Genomic DNA, 18,293 nt, shown 5'->3' with positions numbered 1-18,293 from the left:
CCGGGGGTCTCAGGAGCCGCAGCCGCCGCCGCAGCTCGATCCGCAACTGGAGGACGAGGAGCCGCAGCTCGACGAGGAGGACCCGCAGCCGGAGGAGGACGAGGAGCCGCACCCCGACGAGGACGACCCGCAGCCGGAGGAGCCGCAGCCGGAACCGGAGGAGCCGGAGTCGGAGGAGCCGCACCAGGCCGCGGAGCCGCCGTCCGAACCGGAGGAGCAGGAGGAGCCGGACGAGGACGAGGAGGACGACCCGGCGGCGTTCGCGGCGGCCGCCTGCCGGACGGCCTCCTCCTCGGCCGAGGCGGCCAGCATCGCGGCCTGGAGCTCCTGGTCCTCCAGCCCGGCGGCGGCCAGGCCGCCGAGGGCGAGCGCGCCCAGCAGCGCTCCGCCGGCCAGCCGGGGCGGCATCCCGGCGTTGGGCTTCCACGGGCGGCCCTGCATCAGGGAGAGCTGGCGCTCCCCGGCCGGGGTGATCCGGCTCCTCATCGGCGGGGTGGCGAGCAGCGAGACGAAGCCCACCACGAGGAGGACGCCCGGTATCCAGAGGTTCGGGCGCTCGTGGCCGGCGGCGCCGTCGTCCAGCAGCAGGGCGGCCACCGCCGAGGCGACGACGAGGAGCAGCGCGAGCCAGAGCAGCCGGCGGGCGGTGCGGGCCCGGCGCAGCCGCTCGGGGCGGCGCAGCAGGCCGCGGTCGGCCAGCCGGTCGCCGATCTCCTGGACGGCGGCGGAGCGCATCACGGCGCGGCGCAGCGGGCCGAGCTCGCGGCTGCCGGTCGGGCCGACGGCGTCCTGGACGGCCTGGTCGACGGCGTCGTACGGCTTGGCGCCGGTGAGCGTCACCAGGCCGGAGCGGCTGATCACGGCCTGCTCGCCCAGGTGCATCCGGACCAGGGCGGTGTCGAAGACCCGCCCCGGGCCGCCGGACAGGAAGGCCGTGTCGAGCAGCGGCAGGCCGCGGCCCGGCAGGCCTTTGGCGTACCGGACCCGGCCGACGGCCTGGCGGGTCAGGGAGGCGTGGAGGGCGGCGGCCAGCAGCAGGACGGCCGGGACGGTGAAGTAGCTGTTGTGCCACATGGGCGGTTCCCCCGAGGTGGTGACGGTTCGGCGGGGCCGGGAGGCCCGGTGGGTCGGGACGCGGGACGCGCGTCCCGGGGCGGCCTAGCGGCGCAGCGCCCGGCGCAGGCGGGCGAGCGGGCCCGGAGGCCGTACGGGTGCCGGGTGGAGCCACTGCTCCAGGGCCCGGCGGCGGTCGGCGGCGAGCGGGCCGCCGTCGGTGAGCACCCACCGGGCGAAGGCCCGGGCGTCGGCGTGGTAGCCGCCGGTCTGCGGATGGGAGCGGGCGTAGCGCAGGAAGAGCGGGCCGTACTGCTCCCCGAGCGCGCGGGGCAGCTCCGGGGCCACCCTGGCGGTGGTGTCCCGCCGCTTGGCGGCGAGGCCGGTGGACTGGGCGCGGACCTGGCGCTGGTCGAAGCCGGGCGGGACGGGGCCGCCGGCCACCAGGGCGGCCAGCAGCTCCTCCTGGCGCCGGGCCAGGCGCCGCCGGGCGGCGGCGAGGTCCTGGTCGGCGGCGGCCCGGTCGGCGGGGTTCGGGGTGGTGCCGGCCGGGTCGGCGCTGCCCTGGTCGGCGGCGGCCTCCCGCGCCGTGGTGTCGGCCGTCACCGGGTGCTCCCCTCCAGCACCCGGCGGACGGCGTCCAGTTCCCCGGCCAGCTCGCTGGGCGGCGGGAAGTTGGCGTCGCGCTCCAGCAGCACCCCGGGCGGGTCGGTGCGGGCGCACAGCTCGGCGAGCACCTCCAGCACCGGCTCGGTGACGGGGTGGGCGTGGGTGTCGTGCCAGACGCCGTCGACCAGGGTGCCGCCCGCGACGTGCACGTAGGCGAGCGCCTCCAGCGGCAGCCGGTCGAGCTCGGCGGCCGGGTCGAGGCCGAGGTTGACCCGGTTGGTGTGCAGGTTGGCGACGTCGACCAGCAGCCGGACGCCGGTCCGCTCGACCAGCTCGGCGAGGAACTCGCCCTCGGTGAACTCGTCGTCCGGCCAGGCGAGTTGGGCGGCGACGTTCTCCAGGGCGAGCGGCACCGGCAACTGCTCCCGGGCGATCCGGACGTTCTCGGCGATCACCCGCAGCGAGTCCCGGGTGCGGGGGACGGGCAGCAGGTGGCCGGCCTCCAGGCCGCCGGCCCGGACGAACGCCAGGTGTTCGGTCACCAGCGGGGAGCCGAGCGCCGTCGCGACCCCGGCGAGGCGGGCGAGGCGGTCGGGGTCGGGCAGGTCGGCGCCGCCGAGGCCGAGGCCGACGCCGTGCGGGACGACGGTCACGCCGCGTTCGCGCAGCACGGTCAGGGAGGTGGGCAGGTGGTCGGCGCAGACGTTCTCGGCGACCACCTCGACCCAGTCCAGGCCGGGTTGGCGCTCGACCACGGTGTCGATCTCGCTGCGCCAGCCGAGGCCGACGCCCAGGCGCGGCGGGGCCGGCCGGGGCGCGGTGCCCAGGGCAGGGGATGTCATCGGTTCGCCCCCTTCGGAGGGCCGGGTGGGAGGGCCGTCGGCCGGTGCGGCGTCGTCGCCGGGGCCGGGCGGCCGTGGTGCCGAGAATGTCCCCGGGCGTGACGGCTGCCAAGCCTCACCCGGTCTTCTCAGAGCATTATTTGAGCATGCCGCCCGGACCGTCAGGGACGTGGGTCCCGAGGACCCGCACCCCGAGGAGCCGGGCCGGGCCCGGGCCGCCGGAAAACCGGAGGCGCCGGGCGGGCGGGCGCGGCTAGCGTGGGAACCCATGACTCCTTCGCATACTTCCGCCGTGACGGTCCGTGACTTCCGCCCCGAGGACGCCGAGGCCGTGGCCGCCGCCCACCGGGCCGGGCGCGAGCACCTGGTGCTCTCCGCCGAGGCCCTGCTGTGGCTGGCCGCCCGGCCGAGCCCCGCCGAGCACTTCCGCATCTTCGTCGCCGAGCTGGACGGCCGGGTGGTCGGTGCGGTGCGCTGCGGCGTGGTGCTCGGGACGACGACCGAGGGCGTCGGCCACGCCAACGGCAGCGTGCTGCCCGGCTTCCGGCGGCGCGGCGCGGCCACCGCGCTGCTGGCCGCGGCCGAGCGGCACCTGGCCGCGCACGGGGTGACGGAGCTGCACACCTGGCTGGACGACGAGCCCGCGTCGCTGGCCTTCGCCACCGACCGCGGCTACCGGCTCGGCCGCGCCATGCACTTCGCCGGCCGGGACCTGGCGCTGCCGCTGCCGCCGGAGCCCGCGCGGCCGGCCGGCGTCGAACTGCGCCCGGCCGCGGACTGGGCGGCCGACCCGTACCCGGTGTTCCTGGTCGATGCGGACGCCGTCCGGGACGAGCCCGGCAGCGAGGTGCCGATGGACGCCCTCACGTACGAGGACTGGCTGCGCGACGACTGGGGCCGCCCGGACCGCGACCTGGCGCTGAGCGTCGTCGCGGCGGTGGACGGCCGCCCCGTCGCGTTCAGCATGGCGCAGACCGACGGGGTGGACCGTTACTGGTCCGCGTTCACCGCCTGCCACCGGGAGTTCCGCGGCCGGGGGCTGACCAAGTCGGCCAAGCTGGAGTCCCTGCGGCTCGCCGCGGCGGCGGGTCACCGGTACGCGTACACCAGCAACGACACGACCAACGGGCCGATGCTGGCGATCAACGCCTGGCTGGGGTACGAGCGCTGTGCGGGGGAGCGCAAGGGGATCAAGCGGCTGGAGCGGCCGACGGAGCGGGACGTCTGACGCCCTGACGCCCTGACCGGTGCTCCCGCGCCCGGGGGCCCCGGCGTCCCGGGGCCGGGTGCGGGCCACTTCGGCCAGATGTGGTCCAGACCATGCCGGACGAATCGGGACAGGTCGGGCCGCTTCGGGCGCGAAGTGGCTTGAACCGTAATGGTTTTGCTCCACCCCTGTCACAGCATGGGCATAATCGCGCACATGACGATCAGCCGTGCGAACGTGAGCGCGATTGCCGAGGACCTGTACGTGTGGCTCCCGCCCAAGCGGGGCTGGGGCCTGGCCAACTGCGGGCTGCTGGCCTCGGAGACCACCGCGCTCTGGATCGACACGCCGTACGACCCCTCGATGGCCGAGGAGTTCCTCGCCGCGAGCCGGCGGCTGCTGCCGGACGGGGTCGGGATCGACCGGGTGGTCGTCACCCACGCCAACGGGGACCACCTGTGGGGCGCCGGGGTGCTGCCGGACGCCGAGGTGATCGCCACCCGCGAGGCGCTGGAGCACATCCACTGGGAGCCCAGCCCGCAGCAGCAGCACGCGCTGGTCGTCAACAGCGATCCGGACTCGCCGCTCGGCGGCTACCTCAAGGAGCACTTCGGGGCGTTCGACTGGTCCAGCACCGAGCCGGTGCGCCCCGACACCGTCTTCACCGGCGAGCTGGAGCTGACCGTCGGCCGCCACCCGGTGCAGATCACCAGCCTGCCCGCCGCCCACACCGGCGGCGACCTGATGGTCCACCTCCCGCACCAGCGCGCGGTGTTCACCGGCGACGTGATCTTCTCCTCGACGCCCGAGCAGCCCGGCGACCACCCCTCGCACTGGGCCGGACCGCTGGAGAACGTCATCGGCGCCTGCGAGCGGGCCCTCGCCACCGGTGCGGAGATCTTCGTGCCGGGCCACGGCCCGGTGCTCGACCGCGAGGGCGTGCGGGAGCACATCGGCTACCTCGCCTACGTCCGCGAGCGCGCCCACGCCCTGCACGCCGCCGGGATACCCGCGCTGGACGCCGCCCGGCGGGTGATCGCCGAGCAGCGCCACCCCGAACTCGGCCTGCCCGAGCGGCTGGTGCTCACCGTCGCGGCCGAGTACCGACACCTGGACGGCTCGGCGGCCCCGGGCGTCCTGGAGGCCATGGGCCAGGTCGCCCTGGTGGCCCGGGAGCTGGCCGAGGACGCGGCCCGCGCCCAGCGGCCGCGCCCCGTCCGGCGCTGACCCCGCCCCGTACCGGACCCCTCGCACCGAACCCGCACCGAGCCCCCGTCAGGCGGCGCACCACCCGGTCCACCCCGCACGCACCCCGCACGCACCCCGAGGACTCCGATGACGCAGATCGCGCTGATCGCCGTGGCGCTGGTCGCCGCCGTGGTCGCGGCCGTGCTCGCCCGCGGCCGGGCCCTCGCCGTCGCCCGGGCGACGGCCGCCGAGGCCGCGCTCGGCCGGGGCGAGGAACGCGCCCGGGCCGCCGAGGGCAGGCTCGCCCGCGCGGAGCAGCAGCAGCGCGAGGCGCAGGAGGCCGCCCGGCGCTCCGCCGAGGAGGCCGGGCGGGCGGAGGAGCGCACCCGGGCCGCCGAGACCAGCGTCCGCGAGGCCCAGGAGACGGCCCGGCAGGCGCAGGACACCGTCCGGGAGACCCTGCAGCAGGGCGCCGCCGCGACCGCCCGGGCCGAGCGGGCCGAGGCCGCGCTCGCCGCCGCCGAGGCGCGGGGCGCCGCGCTGCTCGCCGAGATCGGCCACCTCGCCCAGGAGCGGGTCGCCGCGACCGCCGTACGGCTCACCCACGGCAACGCCCCGCTGGTCGGCCCGCTGGACCCGCAGGCCGTCGGCCCCGAGGCCGTCCGGGCGCTGCAGACCGTCCTGGACGCCACCCAGGCCGCCCTCACCGACGAGCGCGAGCGGGTGGACGCCGCCGCCCGCGCCGCCATGCGCGGCGCCACCTCCCGGATCCAGACGCTGCTGTACCAGATCCAGAGCCTGGTCCAGCAGCTCCAGCACGAGAACGACGACCCCCGGCTGCTGGAGGTCGACTTCCGCAACGAGGTCGCGCTGCGCCGGATCCAGACGGTCGCGGTGCTCTGCGAGGCCTGGCCGGGCCTGGCCCGCACCGACTCACCGCTCGCCGAGGTGGTCGTCGGAGCGCTCTCCCGGGTGCCCGGCTACGCCCGGATCAAGGTCGCCAACCACCTGCGCGAGCAGCGCCTCGCCGTGGTCGCCCGGGCCGCCGAGCCGATCGCCGTCACCATCGCCGAGCTGCTGGCCAACGCCACCGCCTACTCCCACCCGGAGACGGACGTCCCGGTCACCGTCCAGCAGGGCGGCCGCGGCGCGCTGGTGATCATCGACGACAGCGGCATCGGCATGGACGAGGACCAGCTGCGGCGCGCCCGCCGCCTGCTGGCCGGCCCGCCCGACATGCTGCTCACCGAGCTCGGCAACCCGCCCAAGACCGGGTTCGCGGTGATCGGCAAGCTGGCCCGCCAGTACGGCTTCTCCTGCCACATCGAGCCCTCGCCGTACGGCGGCATGCGGACCATCCTGCGCATCCCGGCCGCGCTGGTGACCGTCGTGGACGACGCGCAGCCGCTGTCGGTGCTCACCCCGCTGCCGCTGCGGGCCGGCGCGGGCCCGGCCCCGGCGCCCCCCGTCGCGGCCGTCCCGCCGATGCGCGACGCGGACGAGCGGGACTTCCCGCAGCTCGCCGACCGCCACGACCGGCCCGGCCCGCACCCGGCCCCGGCCATCCGCGTGGTGCCCGACCCGGCCGGGCAGGACGGGCCGGCGGGGCAGGACGGGCCGGCGGGGCAGGCCCCGGCCGCGGAGGCACCCGCGGCGGACGCCCCCGCGACGGAGGCGCCGGTGGCCGACGACGGCACCGGCCTGCCCACCCGGCGCCGCCGCCGTCCGCCACTCGCCGGGCAGCCGCCCGCCGAGCGGCCGGCCACCGAGCGGGTGTCCGAGCCGAAGCGCGCTCCCGCCACCGCCCGTACCCCCGAGCAGGCCGCCGCGCACTGGCAGGCGTTGCAGCAGGGCACCGACTCCGGCCGGGCCGCCGTCGCCCGGGCCGAGCGCGAGGAGGCCGCCCGCGGCGGCGGCACCGGCGGCACCACGGGCGGCGCCGGCACCGGTACGGCGCCCACCGCCCCCGGCGGCACAGCTCCCGGCGGCACCACCCCCGGCGCCACCCCCGCCGACCGCGACCCCGGTGACCAGAGCACCGGTCCGACCTCAGAAGGAGCCGAGCAGTGAGCAGCACGCCCAGCCCGACCGCCACCGACGAGATCTCGTGGGTGCTGACCCCGCTGCTGGAGCTGCCGGGGGTGCTGCACGCGGTCGTCGCCACCGGGGACGGCCTGGTCGAGGGCGCCTCGGACGGCCTGGAGCGCGCCTCGGCCGAGCGGGTCGCCGCGATGACCGCCACCGTGCACGCCGCCGCCCGGGCCTTCACCACCGCGTTCACCGACGCCGAGCGGCCCCGGCTGGCCCAGACCGTGGTGGAGTCCGACCTCGGCTACGCCGTCGTGGTGCCCGCCGGGGAGAACACCTCGCTCGCCGTGTTCACCACGCCGGACGCCCAACTCGGCAACGTGGCCTACCAGATGCAGCTTCAGGTCGCCGCCCTCGGCCGCGCGCTCGCGAGCCCGACCCGGCGGCAGGACGACGACGGGCGGTCATGACCGCCCCCCGCAGGCGGATGGTGCCCGCCTACCTGGCCACCGGCGGCCGCACCCGCCCCGGCACCAAGGGCTTCGAACGGCTGACCGTGCTGTTCGCCGACCGCGCCGACCCGCCGGACGCGCTGGAACCCGAGCACCGCCGGCTCTGGGAACTACTGCGCCCCGGCGCGCTGACCGTGGTGGAGGCCGCCGCGCACCTGAGCCTGCCGGTGAGCGCCACCGTCTTCCTCGCGGCCGATCTGGTCGAGGCGGGCTGCCTGCACGCCCGCGCGCCGATCCCGCGAGCCCAGCAGACCGACCGCACCATCGTCGAGAGGCTCCTCGTTGGACTCCGCGCGCTCCGGTGACCCGGCCGCCCGGCCGGACCCGGAAGACCAGAGCAGGGTGGGCTACCTGCCCGACCAGGACCAGACGCTGATGAAGCTGGTGGTGGCCGGCCCGTTCGGGGTCGGCAAGACCACCCTCATCCGCACCCTCTCCGAGATCGCCACCCTGCACACCGAGGAGGCGATGACGGAGACCGGCCGCCCGGTGGACGACCTGGCCGGCGTGCCCGGCAAGTCGACCACCACCGTCGCCGTCGACTTCGGCCGGCTCACCCTGCCCGGCAACGTGGTGCTCTACATGTTCGGCACCCCCGGCCAGCGCCGCTTCTTCCCGCTCTGGCAGGACATCGCCCGCGGCGCGGTGGGCGCCCTGGTGCTCGCCGACACCCGCCGGCTGGCCGACTCCTTCGAGATCATGGACATGGTCGAGGAGCAGGGCCTGCCGTACGCCGTCGCCGTCAACCGCTTCCCGGACGCACCGGAGCACCCGGTCGAGGTGCTGCGCACCCACCTGGACCTGCACGCCGCCACCCCGCTGCTGCTCTGCGACGCCCGCGAGCGGGAGAGCAGCCTGGACGCGCTGATCGCGCTGGCCGAGCACGTCCTGGACGCCCTGCCCGCCGCCCCCGCGGCCCCCGCCGCCCCCGTCGCCGCCCCCGTCGCCGCCCCCGTCGCCACCCCGGAGCAGCCGTGACCGTCGAGTCCCGCCCGACCCCGATCCACGGCCCGGTCTTCGCCGCCGACCCCCAGTCGGTCTACGAGCGGCTGCGGCGGCACGGCGCGGTCGCCCCGGTGGAGATCGCGCCAGGCGTCGAGGCCCTGCTGGTCACCGACTACCAGGCCGCGCTGGACCTGCTGCGCGACACCGACACCTTCTCCAAGGACTCCCGGGCCTGGCAGCGGACCGTCCCGGCGGACTCCCCGCTGCTGCCGGTGCTCGGCTACCGGCCGACGGCGCTGTTCAGCGACGGCGAGACGCACGCGCGCTACCGGGCGGTGATCACCGACGCCCTGGCGATGTTCGAGCCGCACCGGCTCCAGCGGCAGGTCGCCGAGACCGCGCACCGGCTGATCGACCGCTTCGCCGCCGTCGGGCACGCCGACCTGATCGCCGAGTACGCCCGCCGACTGCCCGCCTTCGCGCTCACCACCTGGTTCGGCGTGCCGCAGGAGCAGCGGGAGGAGGTGGTGGACGCGATCACCGGGCTGATCGAGTCCACCGCGGGCGCCGGCGCCTCGTACGGCAAGCTCGTGGCGGTGGTCACCGCGATGGTCGCCGAGCGCCGCGCGCGCCCCCGGCACGACCTCACCTCCATGTACGTCACCCACCCGGTCGGGCTGGACGACGACGAGGTGATCCGGCAGATCACCCTGACCCTGATCGCCGGGCACGAGCCGACCACCAACCTGATCGGCAACGCCCTGCTGCGGCTGCTCACCGACGCCCGCTACGCCGGCTCGCTGTTCGGCGGGGCGATGACCGCCCACCAGGCGATCGACGAGGTGCTCTGGCACGAGCCGCCGATGGCCAACCTCTCGGCCCACTACCCGCGGTACGACATCACCTTCCACGGCCGGGAGATCAAGGCGGGCACGCTGGTCCTGGTCTCGTACGCGGCCGCCAACTCCCAGGCCGCGCCCCCCACCGACGACGGCGGGCTGCGCAGCGGCGAGAGCGCCCACCTGGCCTGGGCGGCCGGCCCGCACGCCTGCCCGGCGCGGGACCCGGCCCTGCTGATCTCGATCACCGCCATCGAGCAGCTGGGCAGCCGCCTCAGCGACCTCGAACTGTCCACCCCGGCCGAGGACCTGCTCTGGCGCCCGGGCCCGTTCCACCGCGCCCTGATGCACCTGCCGGTCCGCTTCCAGCCGGTGGAGGGGTAGCCCGGCCCCGGCCGGTGGAGACGGCACGGGGCCCGGACGCCGGTCCGGGCCCCGTGCCGCTCGGCCGGTGCTACTCGGCCGGCTTCAGCGTCAGCGAGACGCTGTTGATGCAGTAGCGCTGGTCGGTCGGGGTGCCGTAGCCCTCGCCCTCGAAGACGTGCCCGAGGTGCCCGCCGCAGCGGGCGCAGCGGACCTCGACCCGGCGCATGCCGAGCGAGGTGTCCTCGATGTACTGGACCCGGTCCCCGGCCAGCGGCGCGTAGTAGGACGGCCAGCCGCAGTGGCTGTCGAACTTGGTCTCGGAGCTGAACAGCTCGGCCCCGCAGGCCCGGCAGCTGTAGACGCCGACGGTCTTGGTGTCGGTGTACTCGCCGGTGAACGGGCGCTCGGTGCCCGCCTCGCGGAGCACGTGGTACTCCTCGGGGCTGAGCTGGGCGCGCCACTCGGCCTCGGTCTTCTCGATCTCGTAGCTCATCACGGCTCCCGGTCGCGGTGGACGTCGGACGGACGGACGTCAGACGTTGGAGGCAACGTTCGCGAGGTGCCGGAGGATTTCCGGTCCGAGGTTGGTGACGTCGCCCGCGCCCATGGTGAGCAGCAGGTCGCCCGGGCGGGCGAGGCCGGCCAGGACGGCGGGGGCGGCGGCGAACGAGTGCTCGGCGAGGACCTCGGCGCCGGCCCGGCGGGCCGCGTCGACGATCAGCTCGCTGGTCACGCCGGGGATCGGGTCCTCGCGGGCCGGGTAGATGTCCAGCACCACCGAGGCGTCGGCCAGCGCCAGGGCCCGGCCCATCTCCTCGGAGAGCTGCTGGGTGCGGCTGAACAGGTGCGGCTGGAAGACCACCAGCACCCGGCCGTCGCCGGTCAGGCCGTCGCGGATCGCCTCCAGGTCGGCGGCCATCTCGGTGGGGTGGTGGGCGTAGGAGTCGACCACCTGGACCCCGCCGGCCTCGCCCTTGAGCTGGAGGCGCCGGCGCACACCGGTGTAGGCGCCGAGGGCCTTGGCCAGGTCGGCGGCCGGGACGCCCAGCGCGACGCCGGCGGCCAGCGCGGCCACCGCGTTGTGGGCGTAGTGCCGGCCGGGCACCGAGACGGTGAAGGCCAGCTCGGCGCCGTCCAGCAGCACGGTGACCTCGCTGGTCATGCCGCGGGCGACCACCGAGAGCACCCGCAGGTCGGCGTCCTCGGCGGAGCCGACCGTCACCACGTTCAGGCCCGCGCGGCCGGCCACCCGGGCGGTGAGCTCGCGGGCGCCGTCGTGGTCGGCCGAGACCACCAGGGTGCCGCCGGGGACGATCCGGCCGACGAAGGTCTCGAAGGACTCGTAGATCTCCTCGATCGAGGCGTAGTTGGCGTGGTGGTCCAGCTCCACGTTGAGCACGATCGCCACCTCGGGCGCGTACTTGTGGAAGCTGCGGTCGCTCTCGTCCGCCTCGGCGACGAAGATCCCGCCGGTGCCGTGGTGGGCGTTGGAGCCGGGCGCGTCGAGGTCGCCGCCGATCGCGTAGGACGGGTCCAGGCCCAGCTCGCCGAGGGCGACGGCGAGCATGCTGGTGGTGGTGGTCTTGCCGTGGGTGCCGGCCACCGCCAGCGCCCGGCGGCCGCCCATCAGCGCGGCCAGCGCGTCGGAGCGGTGCACCACCGGGATGCCGCGCTCGTGGGCGGCGACCAGCTCCGGGTTGTCGGTGCGGATCGCGCTGGAGACGACGACGCTGCTGGTGCCGTCCGGCACGTGCTCGGCGGCGTGGCCGACGTGCACGGTGGCGCCGAGGGCGCGCAGCGCCAGGACGGTCTCGGACTCCTTGGAGTCGCTGCCCGAGACGCTGGCCCCGCGCACGGCGAGGATCTTCGCCAGGCCGGACATCCCGGCGCCGCCGATGCCGATGAAGTGCGGGGCGTGCAGGTCGTGCGCGGCGTCGTTCAAGGCGTGGCTCCGTACGGGCGGGGGCAGACAGGGCGGGCGGACGGGACGGGAAGACGGAATCGTCCTCGCGGGCGGACCGCAAGGACGATTCTGCACCACCGGCGCGGCAGGCTAGGAGTCGCTGGCGAAGAGCCTGAGCACCGGGACCCCCACCTTGTGCCGGGCCTGGGAGGCCCAGTCGCGGTGGAAGAACTCCTCCACGAAGTGCGGCGAGGTGAGCACCACCACCTCGTCCGCCCGCTGCTCCCCGACCACCGCGCGCAGCCGGTCCAGCGGCTTCTCCTCGACCAGCTCGCCCACCGCCTCGGCACCGGCCGCGCGCAGGTGGCGCAGGCTGTGCTCCAGCGACTCGGTGGCCACGGTCGGGGTGCTCTCGGACTCGTCGTGCTCGTGCACCACCTTGTCGAGGTGGCCGAGGGCGACGTCGTCGAGCGCCCGCAGCAGCTCGTCCTGCTTGCCGCGCGGCTGCATCAGGACGACGAAGGACACCTCCTCCTCGCCGTGGAGCGTGGTGACGAGTTCCACGTCCGCGTCGGAGAGAGCCTTTTCGATCATCAGTACGGTCTTGAACACGTGAGTCCCTTCCAGTGGCCGGCCCCGGGCCCCGGCATCGCATAACGGGATCACGATCAGGGGGTCACGGGGTCATCCGAACCCGGGTGGCGCAGGTAGCGGGTGAAGAGGAATCCTTTCTGCTCGATCAATGAGACCAGCCGCATCCGCTGCACGTCCGGCATTCGGGCATCGTGCAGGATGCGCGGCGCGTCGCCGCCCGTGACCAGCGGCGCCAGCGAGAGGCACAGCTCGTCCAGCAGGCCGTCCGCCGCGAGCTGCCCCAGCAGGCGCGGGCCGCCCTCGGTCAGCTGCCGCGTCCAGCCCCGCTCGGCCAGGGCCGCCAGGCCCGCCCGCAGGTCCACCGAGCCGGTGCCGGCGACCACCAGGTCGGCCACCTCGGCGACCGCCCGGCGGCGCTCCGCCGAGGCGTCCTCGGTGGTGATCACCACCGTCCTGACCAGCGGTTCGGTGAACAGCGGCGCGGTCAGGTCCAGCTGGAGCGAGCGGGTCACCACGGCGATCGCCGGGGCGGGCGCCTGGCCCGCCGCCGCGCGGGCCGCCGCGAACTGCCCACGGGCCCGGGCCGGCCGGTAGCCCTCGGCACGGACCGTCTCCGCGCCCACCACTACCACGTCCGCCAGGGCCCGCAGCACCCCGAAGATCCGCTTGTCGCCATCCCCGGAGAGGCCCTCGGACAGCCCGTCCACCCTGGCCCCGCCGTCCAGGCCGGACACCATGTTGGCGCGCAGCCAGGGGCGCCCCTGATTCACCTGTTCGGGGTACGCGTAGACGGCGGCGAGCGATTCCAGTGCGGCCGGATCGGCGGGCCGCGCACCCAGCGGGCTGATCAACTGTTGCATGCCCCCAGTCTTCCACCGCGGGCCGCGGCGGCCCCGGACCGCGGGTCGTGCGGACGGCGTACCGGGCAGGCGTACCCTCTACTGATGTGCCCGCAGCCTCCCACCCCGCCACCGCGCCCGAGCCGATAGCCGGCGCACCCGCGTCCGGCGCGCCGATCGCGCTCACCGACCGCCGTCCCGTCGTGCCCGCCGAGCGGCTGGTCGCCGAGATGGTCCCGCCGCCCCGGTTCGCCGACGTGAGCTTCGGGACGTACATCCCGGACCCGGCCCAGCCGAGCCAGTACGAGGCCGTCCAGGTCCTGGAGCAGTTCGCGGCCACCCTCGGCAGGGGAAACGGTTCCGCGCCCAAGCGCGGCTGGTTCCGCCGCTCCGCCCCTGCGCCCGCCGGCCCGGCCGGGGTCTACCTCGACGGCGGCTACGGCGTCGGCAAGACCCACCTGCTCGCCTCGCTCTGGCACGCCGCCCCCGGGCCCAAGGCCTTCGGCACCTTCGTCGAGCTGACCAACCTGGTCGGCGCGCTGGGCTTCCAGCAGGCCGTGCAGACCCTCTCCGGGCACACCCTGCTCTGCATCGACGAGTTCGAGCTGGACGACCCGGGCGACACCGTGCTGGTCTCCACCCTGCTCGGCCGGCTCGTCGACAACGGCGTGAAGCTCTGCGCCACCTCGAACACCCTGCCGGAGAAGCTCGGCGAGGGCCGCTTCGCCGCCGCCGACTTCCTGCGCGAGATCCAGGGCCTGTCCGCGCACTTCCGCCCGATGCGGATCGACGGCCAGGACTACCGCCACCGCGGCCTGCCGGACGCCCCGCCGCCGTACTCCGACGAGGCCGTCGAGGCCGCCGCGGCCCGCACCCCCGGCGCCTCCCTGGACGACTTCGACGCCCTGCTCGGCCACCTCTCCGCCGTCCACCCCAGCCGCTACGGCGCGCTGCTGGACGACGTGGCCGCGGTCTGCCTGCGCGGCGTGCGGCAGATCGACGACCAGTCCACCGCGCTGCGCCTGGTCGTGCTCGCCGACCGGATGTACGACCGCGAGCTGCCGATCACCGCCTCCGGCCTGCCCTTCGACCAGGTCTTCCCCGAGGAGATGCTCCGCGGCGGCTACCGCAAGAAGTACCTGCGGGCCGTCTCCCGCCTGGTCGCCCTCGCCCGGGACAGCGCCGGCTAGGCCCCGCTTGTCGGTGGTGGGTCGTACCGTTGAGTGGTGCGTCCCATCACGAGTATTGAGCGGTCCGTGGCGCCCTTCGAGGTCGTCAGCCCCTTCCAGCCGAACGGCGACCAGCCGGCGGCGATCGCCGAGCTGGAACGGCGGATCAGGGGAGGGGAGAAGGACGTCGTGCTGCTCGGTGCCACCGGCACCGGCAAGTCGGCCACCACGGCCTGGATGATCGAGAAGCTGCAGCGGCCCACCCTGGTGATGGCGCCGAACAAGACGCTGGCCGCGCAGCTCGCCAACGAGTTCCGCGAGCTGCTGCCGAACAACGCGGTCGAGTACTTCGTCTCGTACTACGACTACTACCAGCCCGAGGCGTACGTCCCGCAGACGGACACCTACATCGAGAAGGACTCCTCGATCAACGAGGAGGTCGAGCGGCTGCGCCACTCGGCGACCAACTCGCTGCTCACCCGGCGGGACGTGGTCGTGGTCGCCTCGGTCTCCTGCATCTACGGCCTCGGCACCCCGCAGGAGTACGTGGACCGGATGGTGCAGCTCAGGGTCGGCCAGGAGATCGACCGGGACGACCTGCTGCGCCGCTTCGTCGACATCCAGTACGCCCGCAACGACATGGCCTTCACCCGCGGCACCTTCCGGGTCCGCGGCGACACCGTCGAGATCTTCCCGGTCTACGAGGAGCTCGCCGTCCGGATCGAGATGTTCGGGGACGAGATCGAGGCGCTCTACACCCTGCACCCGCTCACCGGCGAGATCATCAGCCAGGACGACTCGGTCTACGTCTTCCCCGCCTCGCACTACGTGGCCGGCCCCGAGCGCATGGAGCGCGCGATCAACGGCATCGAGGCGGAGCTGGCGCAGACGCTCGCCCGGCTGGAGAAGCAGGGCAAGCTGCTGGAGGCCCAGCGGCTGCGGATGCGCACCACCTACGACATCGAGATGCTGCGCCAGATCGGCACCTGCTCGGGCGTCGAGAACTACTCGATGCACTTCGACGGCCGCGAGCCCGGCTCCCCGCCGAACACCCTGCTCGACTACTTCCCGGAGGACTTCCTCCTGGTCATCGACGAGTCGCACGTCACCGTCCCGCAGATCGGCGCGATGTACGAGGGCGACGCCTCGCGCAAGCGCACCCTGGTCGAGCACGGCTTCCGGCTGCCCTCCGCGATGGACAACCGCCCGCTGAAGTGGGAGGAGTTCCTGGAGCGGATCGGCCAGACCGTCTACCTGTCGGCGACGCCCGGCCCGTACGAGCTGTCGCGCGGGGACGGCCAGGTCGAGCAGATCATCCGACCGACCGGCCTGATCGACCCCGAGGTGATCGTCAAGCCGACCGAGGGCCAGATCGACGACCTGGTGCACGAGGTCCGCCGGCGGGTCGAGCGCGACGAGCGCGTCCTGGTCACCACGCTGACCAAGAAGATGGCCGAGGACCTCACCGACTACATGCTCGGCCTGGACATCCGGGTCCGGTACCTGCACAGCGACGTGGACACGCTGCGCCGGGTGGAGCTGCTGCGCGAGCTGCGGGCGGGCCGGTTCGACGTGCTGGTCGGCATCAACCTGCTGCGCGAGGGCCTGGACCTGCCCGAGGTGTCGCTGGTGGCGATCCTCGACGCGGACAAGGAGGGCTTCCTGCGCTCCGGCACCTCGCTGATCCAGACGATCGGCCGCGCGGCGCGCAACGTCTCCGGCCAGGTCCACATGTACGCGGACCGGATCACCCCCGCGATGGAGAAGGCCATCGACGAGACCAACCGCCGCCGGGCCGTGCAGCAGGCCTACAACCAGGAGCACGGTATCGACCCGCAGCCGCTGCGCAAGAAGATCGGCGACATCCTGGACACCCTCGCCCGCGAGGACGTGGACACCGGCGAGCTGCTCTCCACCGGGTACCGCGGGTCCGGCAGGGCCAAGGCCCCGGTGCCGGCCCTGGGGGCGGAGCGCAAGCCGGCCAGGTCGCTGCCGGCCGCCGAGCTGGCGGATCTGATCCAGGAGATGACCGACCGGATGCACACGGCCGCCGCCGACCTCCAGTTCGAGGTCGCGGCCCGGCTGCGCGACGAGGTGAAGGAGCTGAAGAAGGAGCTGCGGCAGATGCGCGAGGCCGGTGTGGCCTGAGGCCTACGGGGCGGGGCTTGGCCGGTTCGGCACCGGTCAAGCCCCGCGGTGTCTCAGACTCGCCACAAACCGGGTAACCCGGAGGAGTCGCGGGTGCCGCAGGCCCTAGGCTGGCCTGCGGCATCGTGCCCCGGGGACGGGGTGGCGGGCCGTCACAGAGGGGGCCTCAGCCGGGGGACGGCGACGGGGTGTTCCATCGGGGAGCCGTGCGGCAGCGACCGCGCGGCCGGCAGAGAGGACAACGCCGTGTCGGTGAACCTGGCCAAGGGGCAGCGGGTCAGCCTCCAGAAGGGGCAGGGCAGCGCCCTGACCGTGGTCCGGATGGGCCTCGGCTGGCGGGCCGCCCCCAAGCGCGGGCTGTTCGGCAGCCGGACGCGGAAGATCGACCTGGACGCCTCGGCGCTGCTGTACGCCGAGAAGACCCCGTCCGACGTGGTGTTCTTCTCGCACCTGGAGAGCAACGACGGCTCCGTGCGGCACACCGGCGACAACCTGGAGGGCGGCTCGGGGGCCGAGGACGACGAGGCGATCCTGGTCGACCTGGTGCACGTGCCGGTGAACATCACCCAGGTGGTGTTCACGGTCAGCTCGTACACCGGGCAGACCTTCGCCGAGGTGCAGCGGGCGCACTGCCGGCTGGTGGACGAGTCCACCGGGCTGGAGCTGGCCCGCTACGAGCTGGCGGGCGGCGGGCCGCACACCGGGCAGATCATGGCCAAGGTGGTCCGGGACGGCGACGGCGGCTGGGAGATGCAGGCGATCGGCGCCCCGGCCAAGGGGCGCACCTTCCAGGACCTGCTGCCGGCGATCGAGCCGTTCCTGTAGCGGGGAGCGACGTCCTTTACCTTCTTTACCTTCCCTTGGGCTTCCTGTTACTCTCGGGGCAGCGGAGGGGAGTATTCCTCGACAGCCGACCCCGTCATCACGGGTGCCCGTCGCGGCACCCCGGGGCGCTGGCCCGACGGGCGGAAGAGACCTCCGGCAGTGACGATGACTGTCTCGCCTACCTGCCGGAGGAGCAGTAGTGGACGTTTCCGTAACCCTGTGGGTCTCCACGATCCTGGTGCTGATCGCACTGGTCGTGGCCGACTTCTTCATCGGAGGGCGCAAGCCGCACGAGGTCTCGATCAAGGAGGCCGGGATCTGGACGGCCGTCTGGGTCGCCCTCGCGGTGCTCTTCGGCGGTTTCCTCTGGTGGCACTCCGGCGGGCAGCCGGCGGGCGAGTTCTTCGCGGGCTACATCACCGAGAAGTCGCTCAGTGTCGACAACCTCTTCGTGTTCATCCTGATCATGGGCAAGTTCGCGGTGCCCAGGATCTACCAGCAGCGCGTGCTGATGTTCGGTGTGATCATCGCGCTGGTCCTCCGGGCGGTGTTCATCGCCGGCGGCGCCGCGCTGGTCTCCGAGTTCTCCTGGGTGTTCTTCGTCTTCGGCGCGTTCCTGGTCTGGACGGCCTGGAAGCTGATCAAGGAGGCCCGGGCCGAGGAGGAGGGCGAGGAGGAGTTCGAGGAGAACCGCGTCCTCAAGGCGATCACCCGCCGCTTCCCGGCCACCGAGGACTACCGCGGCACCAGGCTGCTCGTCCGGGAGGACGGCCGCCGGCTGATCACCCCGATGCTGGTGGTGATGCTGGCGATCGGCACCACGGACGTGCTGTTCGCGCTGGACTCGATCCCGGCCATCTTCGGCCTCACCCAGGACCCGTACATCGTCTTCACCGCCAACGCCTTCGCGCTGATGGGGCTGCGCCAGCTGTACTTCCTGATCGGCGGGCTGCTGAAGAAGCTGGTCCACCTGTCGTACGGGCTGTCGGTGATCCTCGGCTTCATCGGCCTGAAGCTGGTGCTGCACGCCGCGCACGAGGCGGGCGCCACCTGGGCCCCGGAGATCGGCATCCCGTTCTCGCTGGGCTTCATCGTGGTGGTGCTGGCGATCACCACCGTCACCAGCCTGCGGGCCGCCAAGAAGGCCGGGCAGGACGAGCGCGAGACGCTCGACGCCTGAGCCGCCGCGCCCGTGCCGGGGCCCCGCGACCGCTTCCGGTCGCGGG

At 74.4% G+C, this 18,293-nt stretch carries 16 protein-coding genes and 1 pseudogene; 11 read left to right on the top strand and 6 right to left on the bottom strand.

The annotated features are described in order from the left end of the window. Positions 1-9 precede the first annotated feature (9 nt). Together ACH5AR_RS13600 and ACH5AR_RS13595 are read right to left on the bottom strand one after the other, a co-directional pair. Positions 10-1,074, bottom strand: coding sequence for a TIGR04222 domain-containing membrane protein (locus ACH5AR_RS13600; RefSeq protein ID WP_396301547.1), 1,065 nt, complete (start codon positions 1,072-1,074; stop codon positions 10-12). 84 nt (positions 1,075-1,158) lie between these two features. After that, positions 1,159-2,504, bottom strand: a pseudogene (locus ACH5AR_RS13595) (DUF692 domain-containing protein). A gap of 292 nt (positions 2,505-2,796) precedes the next feature. On the opposite strand from ACH5AR_RS13595, the gene ACH5AR_RS13590 reads away from it, so the two are divergent. From ACH5AR_RS13590 to ACH5AR_RS13560, 7 genes are all read left to right on the top strand, one after another. Beyond that, entirely contained in the window at positions 2,797-3,732 is a 936-nt protein-coding gene (locus tag ACH5AR_RS13590; protein ID WP_396301546.1) for a GNAT family N-acetyltransferase, read from the top strand. 195 nt (positions 3,733-3,927) lie between these two features. After that, positions 3,928-4,938, top strand: coding sequence for an MBL fold metallo-hydrolase (locus ACH5AR_RS13585; protein ID WP_396301545.1), 1,011 nt, complete (start codon positions 3,928-3,930; stop codon positions 4,936-4,938). Between the two features lie 108 nt (positions 4,939-5,046). Then, entirely contained in the window at positions 5,047-6,969 is a 1,923-nt protein-coding gene (locus ACH5AR_RS13580) for an ATP-binding protein (protein WP_396301544.1), read from the top strand. Then, complete coding sequence (locus tag ACH5AR_RS13575) at positions 6,966-7,397, top strand: roadblock/LC7 domain-containing protein (RefSeq protein ID WP_396301543.1); 432 nt, start codon at positions 6,966-6,968, stop codon at positions 7,395-7,397. The genes ACH5AR_RS13580 and ACH5AR_RS13575 overlap by 4 nt, the downstream gene beginning before the upstream one ends. Next, the gene (locus ACH5AR_RS13570) at positions 7,394-7,744 is read left to right on the top strand and encodes a DUF742 domain-containing protein (protein WP_396301542.1); all 351 of its coding nucleotides are present in this window, start codon (positions 7,394-7,396) and stop codon (positions 7,742-7,744) included. The genes ACH5AR_RS13575 and ACH5AR_RS13570 overlap by 4 nt, the downstream gene beginning before the upstream one ends. Positions 7,745-7,814: 70 nt before the next feature. Further along, positions 7,815-8,417: a GTP-binding protein gene (locus ACH5AR_RS13565; protein ID WP_396301671.1), complete on the top strand. Its 603-nt coding sequence runs from the start codon at positions 7,815-7,817 to the stop codon at positions 8,415-8,417. Next, the gene (locus ACH5AR_RS13560) at positions 8,414-9,607 is read left to right on the top strand and encodes a cytochrome P450 (protein WP_396301541.1); all 1,194 of its coding nucleotides are present in this window, start codon (positions 8,414-8,416) and stop codon (positions 9,605-9,607) included. Before ACH5AR_RS13565 ends, ACH5AR_RS13560 begins: the two co-directional genes overlap by 4 nt. A 70-nt stretch (positions 9,608-9,677) precedes the next feature. Here ACH5AR_RS13560 and msrB read toward each other — a convergent pair whose 3' ends face one another. The 4 genes from msrB to ACH5AR_RS13540 all read right to left on the bottom strand — a co-directional run bounded on the left by msrB (position 9,678) and on the right by ACH5AR_RS13540 (position 12,946). After that, positions 9,678-10,082: a peptide-methionine (R)-S-oxide reductase MsrB gene (gene msrB, locus ACH5AR_RS13555; protein ID WP_396301540.1), complete on the bottom strand. Its 405-nt coding sequence runs from the start codon at positions 10,080-10,082 to the stop codon at positions 9,678-9,680. Positions 10,083-10,121: 39 nt separating this feature from the next. Beyond that, the gene (murC, locus tag ACH5AR_RS13550) at positions 10,122-11,531 is read right to left on the bottom strand and encodes a UDP-N-acetylmuramate--L-alanine ligase (RefSeq protein ID WP_396301539.1); all 1,410 of its coding nucleotides are present in this window, start codon (positions 11,529-11,531) and stop codon (positions 10,122-10,124) included. 111 nt (positions 11,532-11,642) lie between these two features. Further along, positions 11,643-12,104 carry an indole-3-glycerol phosphate synthase gene (locus ACH5AR_RS13545; RefSeq protein ID WP_396301538.1) on the bottom strand — a complete coding sequence of 154 codons (462 nt, stop codon included), beginning with the start codon at positions 12,102-12,104 and terminating at the stop codon, positions 11,643-11,645. Positions 12,105-12,160: 56 nt separating this feature from the next. Next, positions 12,161-12,946, bottom strand: coding sequence for a pyrimidine reductase family protein (locus ACH5AR_RS13540; RefSeq protein ID WP_396301537.1), 786 nt, complete (start codon positions 12,944-12,946; stop codon positions 12,161-12,163). Between the two features lie 86 nt (positions 12,947-13,032). Between ACH5AR_RS13540 and zapE the strand changes: the two genes are divergently transcribed. From zapE to ACH5AR_RS13520, 4 genes are all read left to right on the top strand, one after another. After that, positions 13,033-14,115, top strand: coding sequence for a cell division protein ZapE (gene zapE / locus ACH5AR_RS13535; RefSeq protein WP_396301536.1), 1,083 nt, complete (start codon positions 13,033-13,035; stop codon positions 14,113-14,115). Between the two features lie 36 nt (positions 14,116-14,151). Continuing rightward, on the top strand, positions 14,152-16,242 hold the full coding sequence (gene uvrB, locus ACH5AR_RS13530) for an excinuclease ABC subunit UvrB (RefSeq protein ID WP_396301535.1): 2,091 nt from the start codon (positions 14,152-14,154) through the stop codon (positions 16,240-16,242). 246 nt (positions 16,243-16,488) lie between these two features. Then, positions 16,489-17,067: a TerD family protein gene (locus tag ACH5AR_RS13525; RefSeq protein ID WP_396301534.1), complete on the top strand. Its 579-nt coding sequence runs from the start codon at positions 16,489-16,491 to the stop codon at positions 17,065-17,067. A gap of 199 nt (positions 17,068-17,266) precedes the next feature. Continuing rightward, positions 17,267-18,247: a TerC family protein gene (locus tag ACH5AR_RS13520; RefSeq protein WP_396301533.1), complete on the top strand. Its 981-nt coding sequence runs from the start codon at positions 17,267-17,269 to the stop codon at positions 18,245-18,247. Positions 18,248-18,293: the final 46 nt, after the last annotated feature.

Origin of the sequence: Kitasatospora sp. NPDC018619 (genome assembly GCF_044391605.1) — a bacterium.
Lineage (GTDB): Bacteria > Actinomycetota > Actinomycetes > Streptomycetales > Streptomycetaceae > Kitasatospora.
Note: the sequence above shows the minus strand (reverse complement) of the source record. Positions and strands in the feature narration are given on the sequence as shown.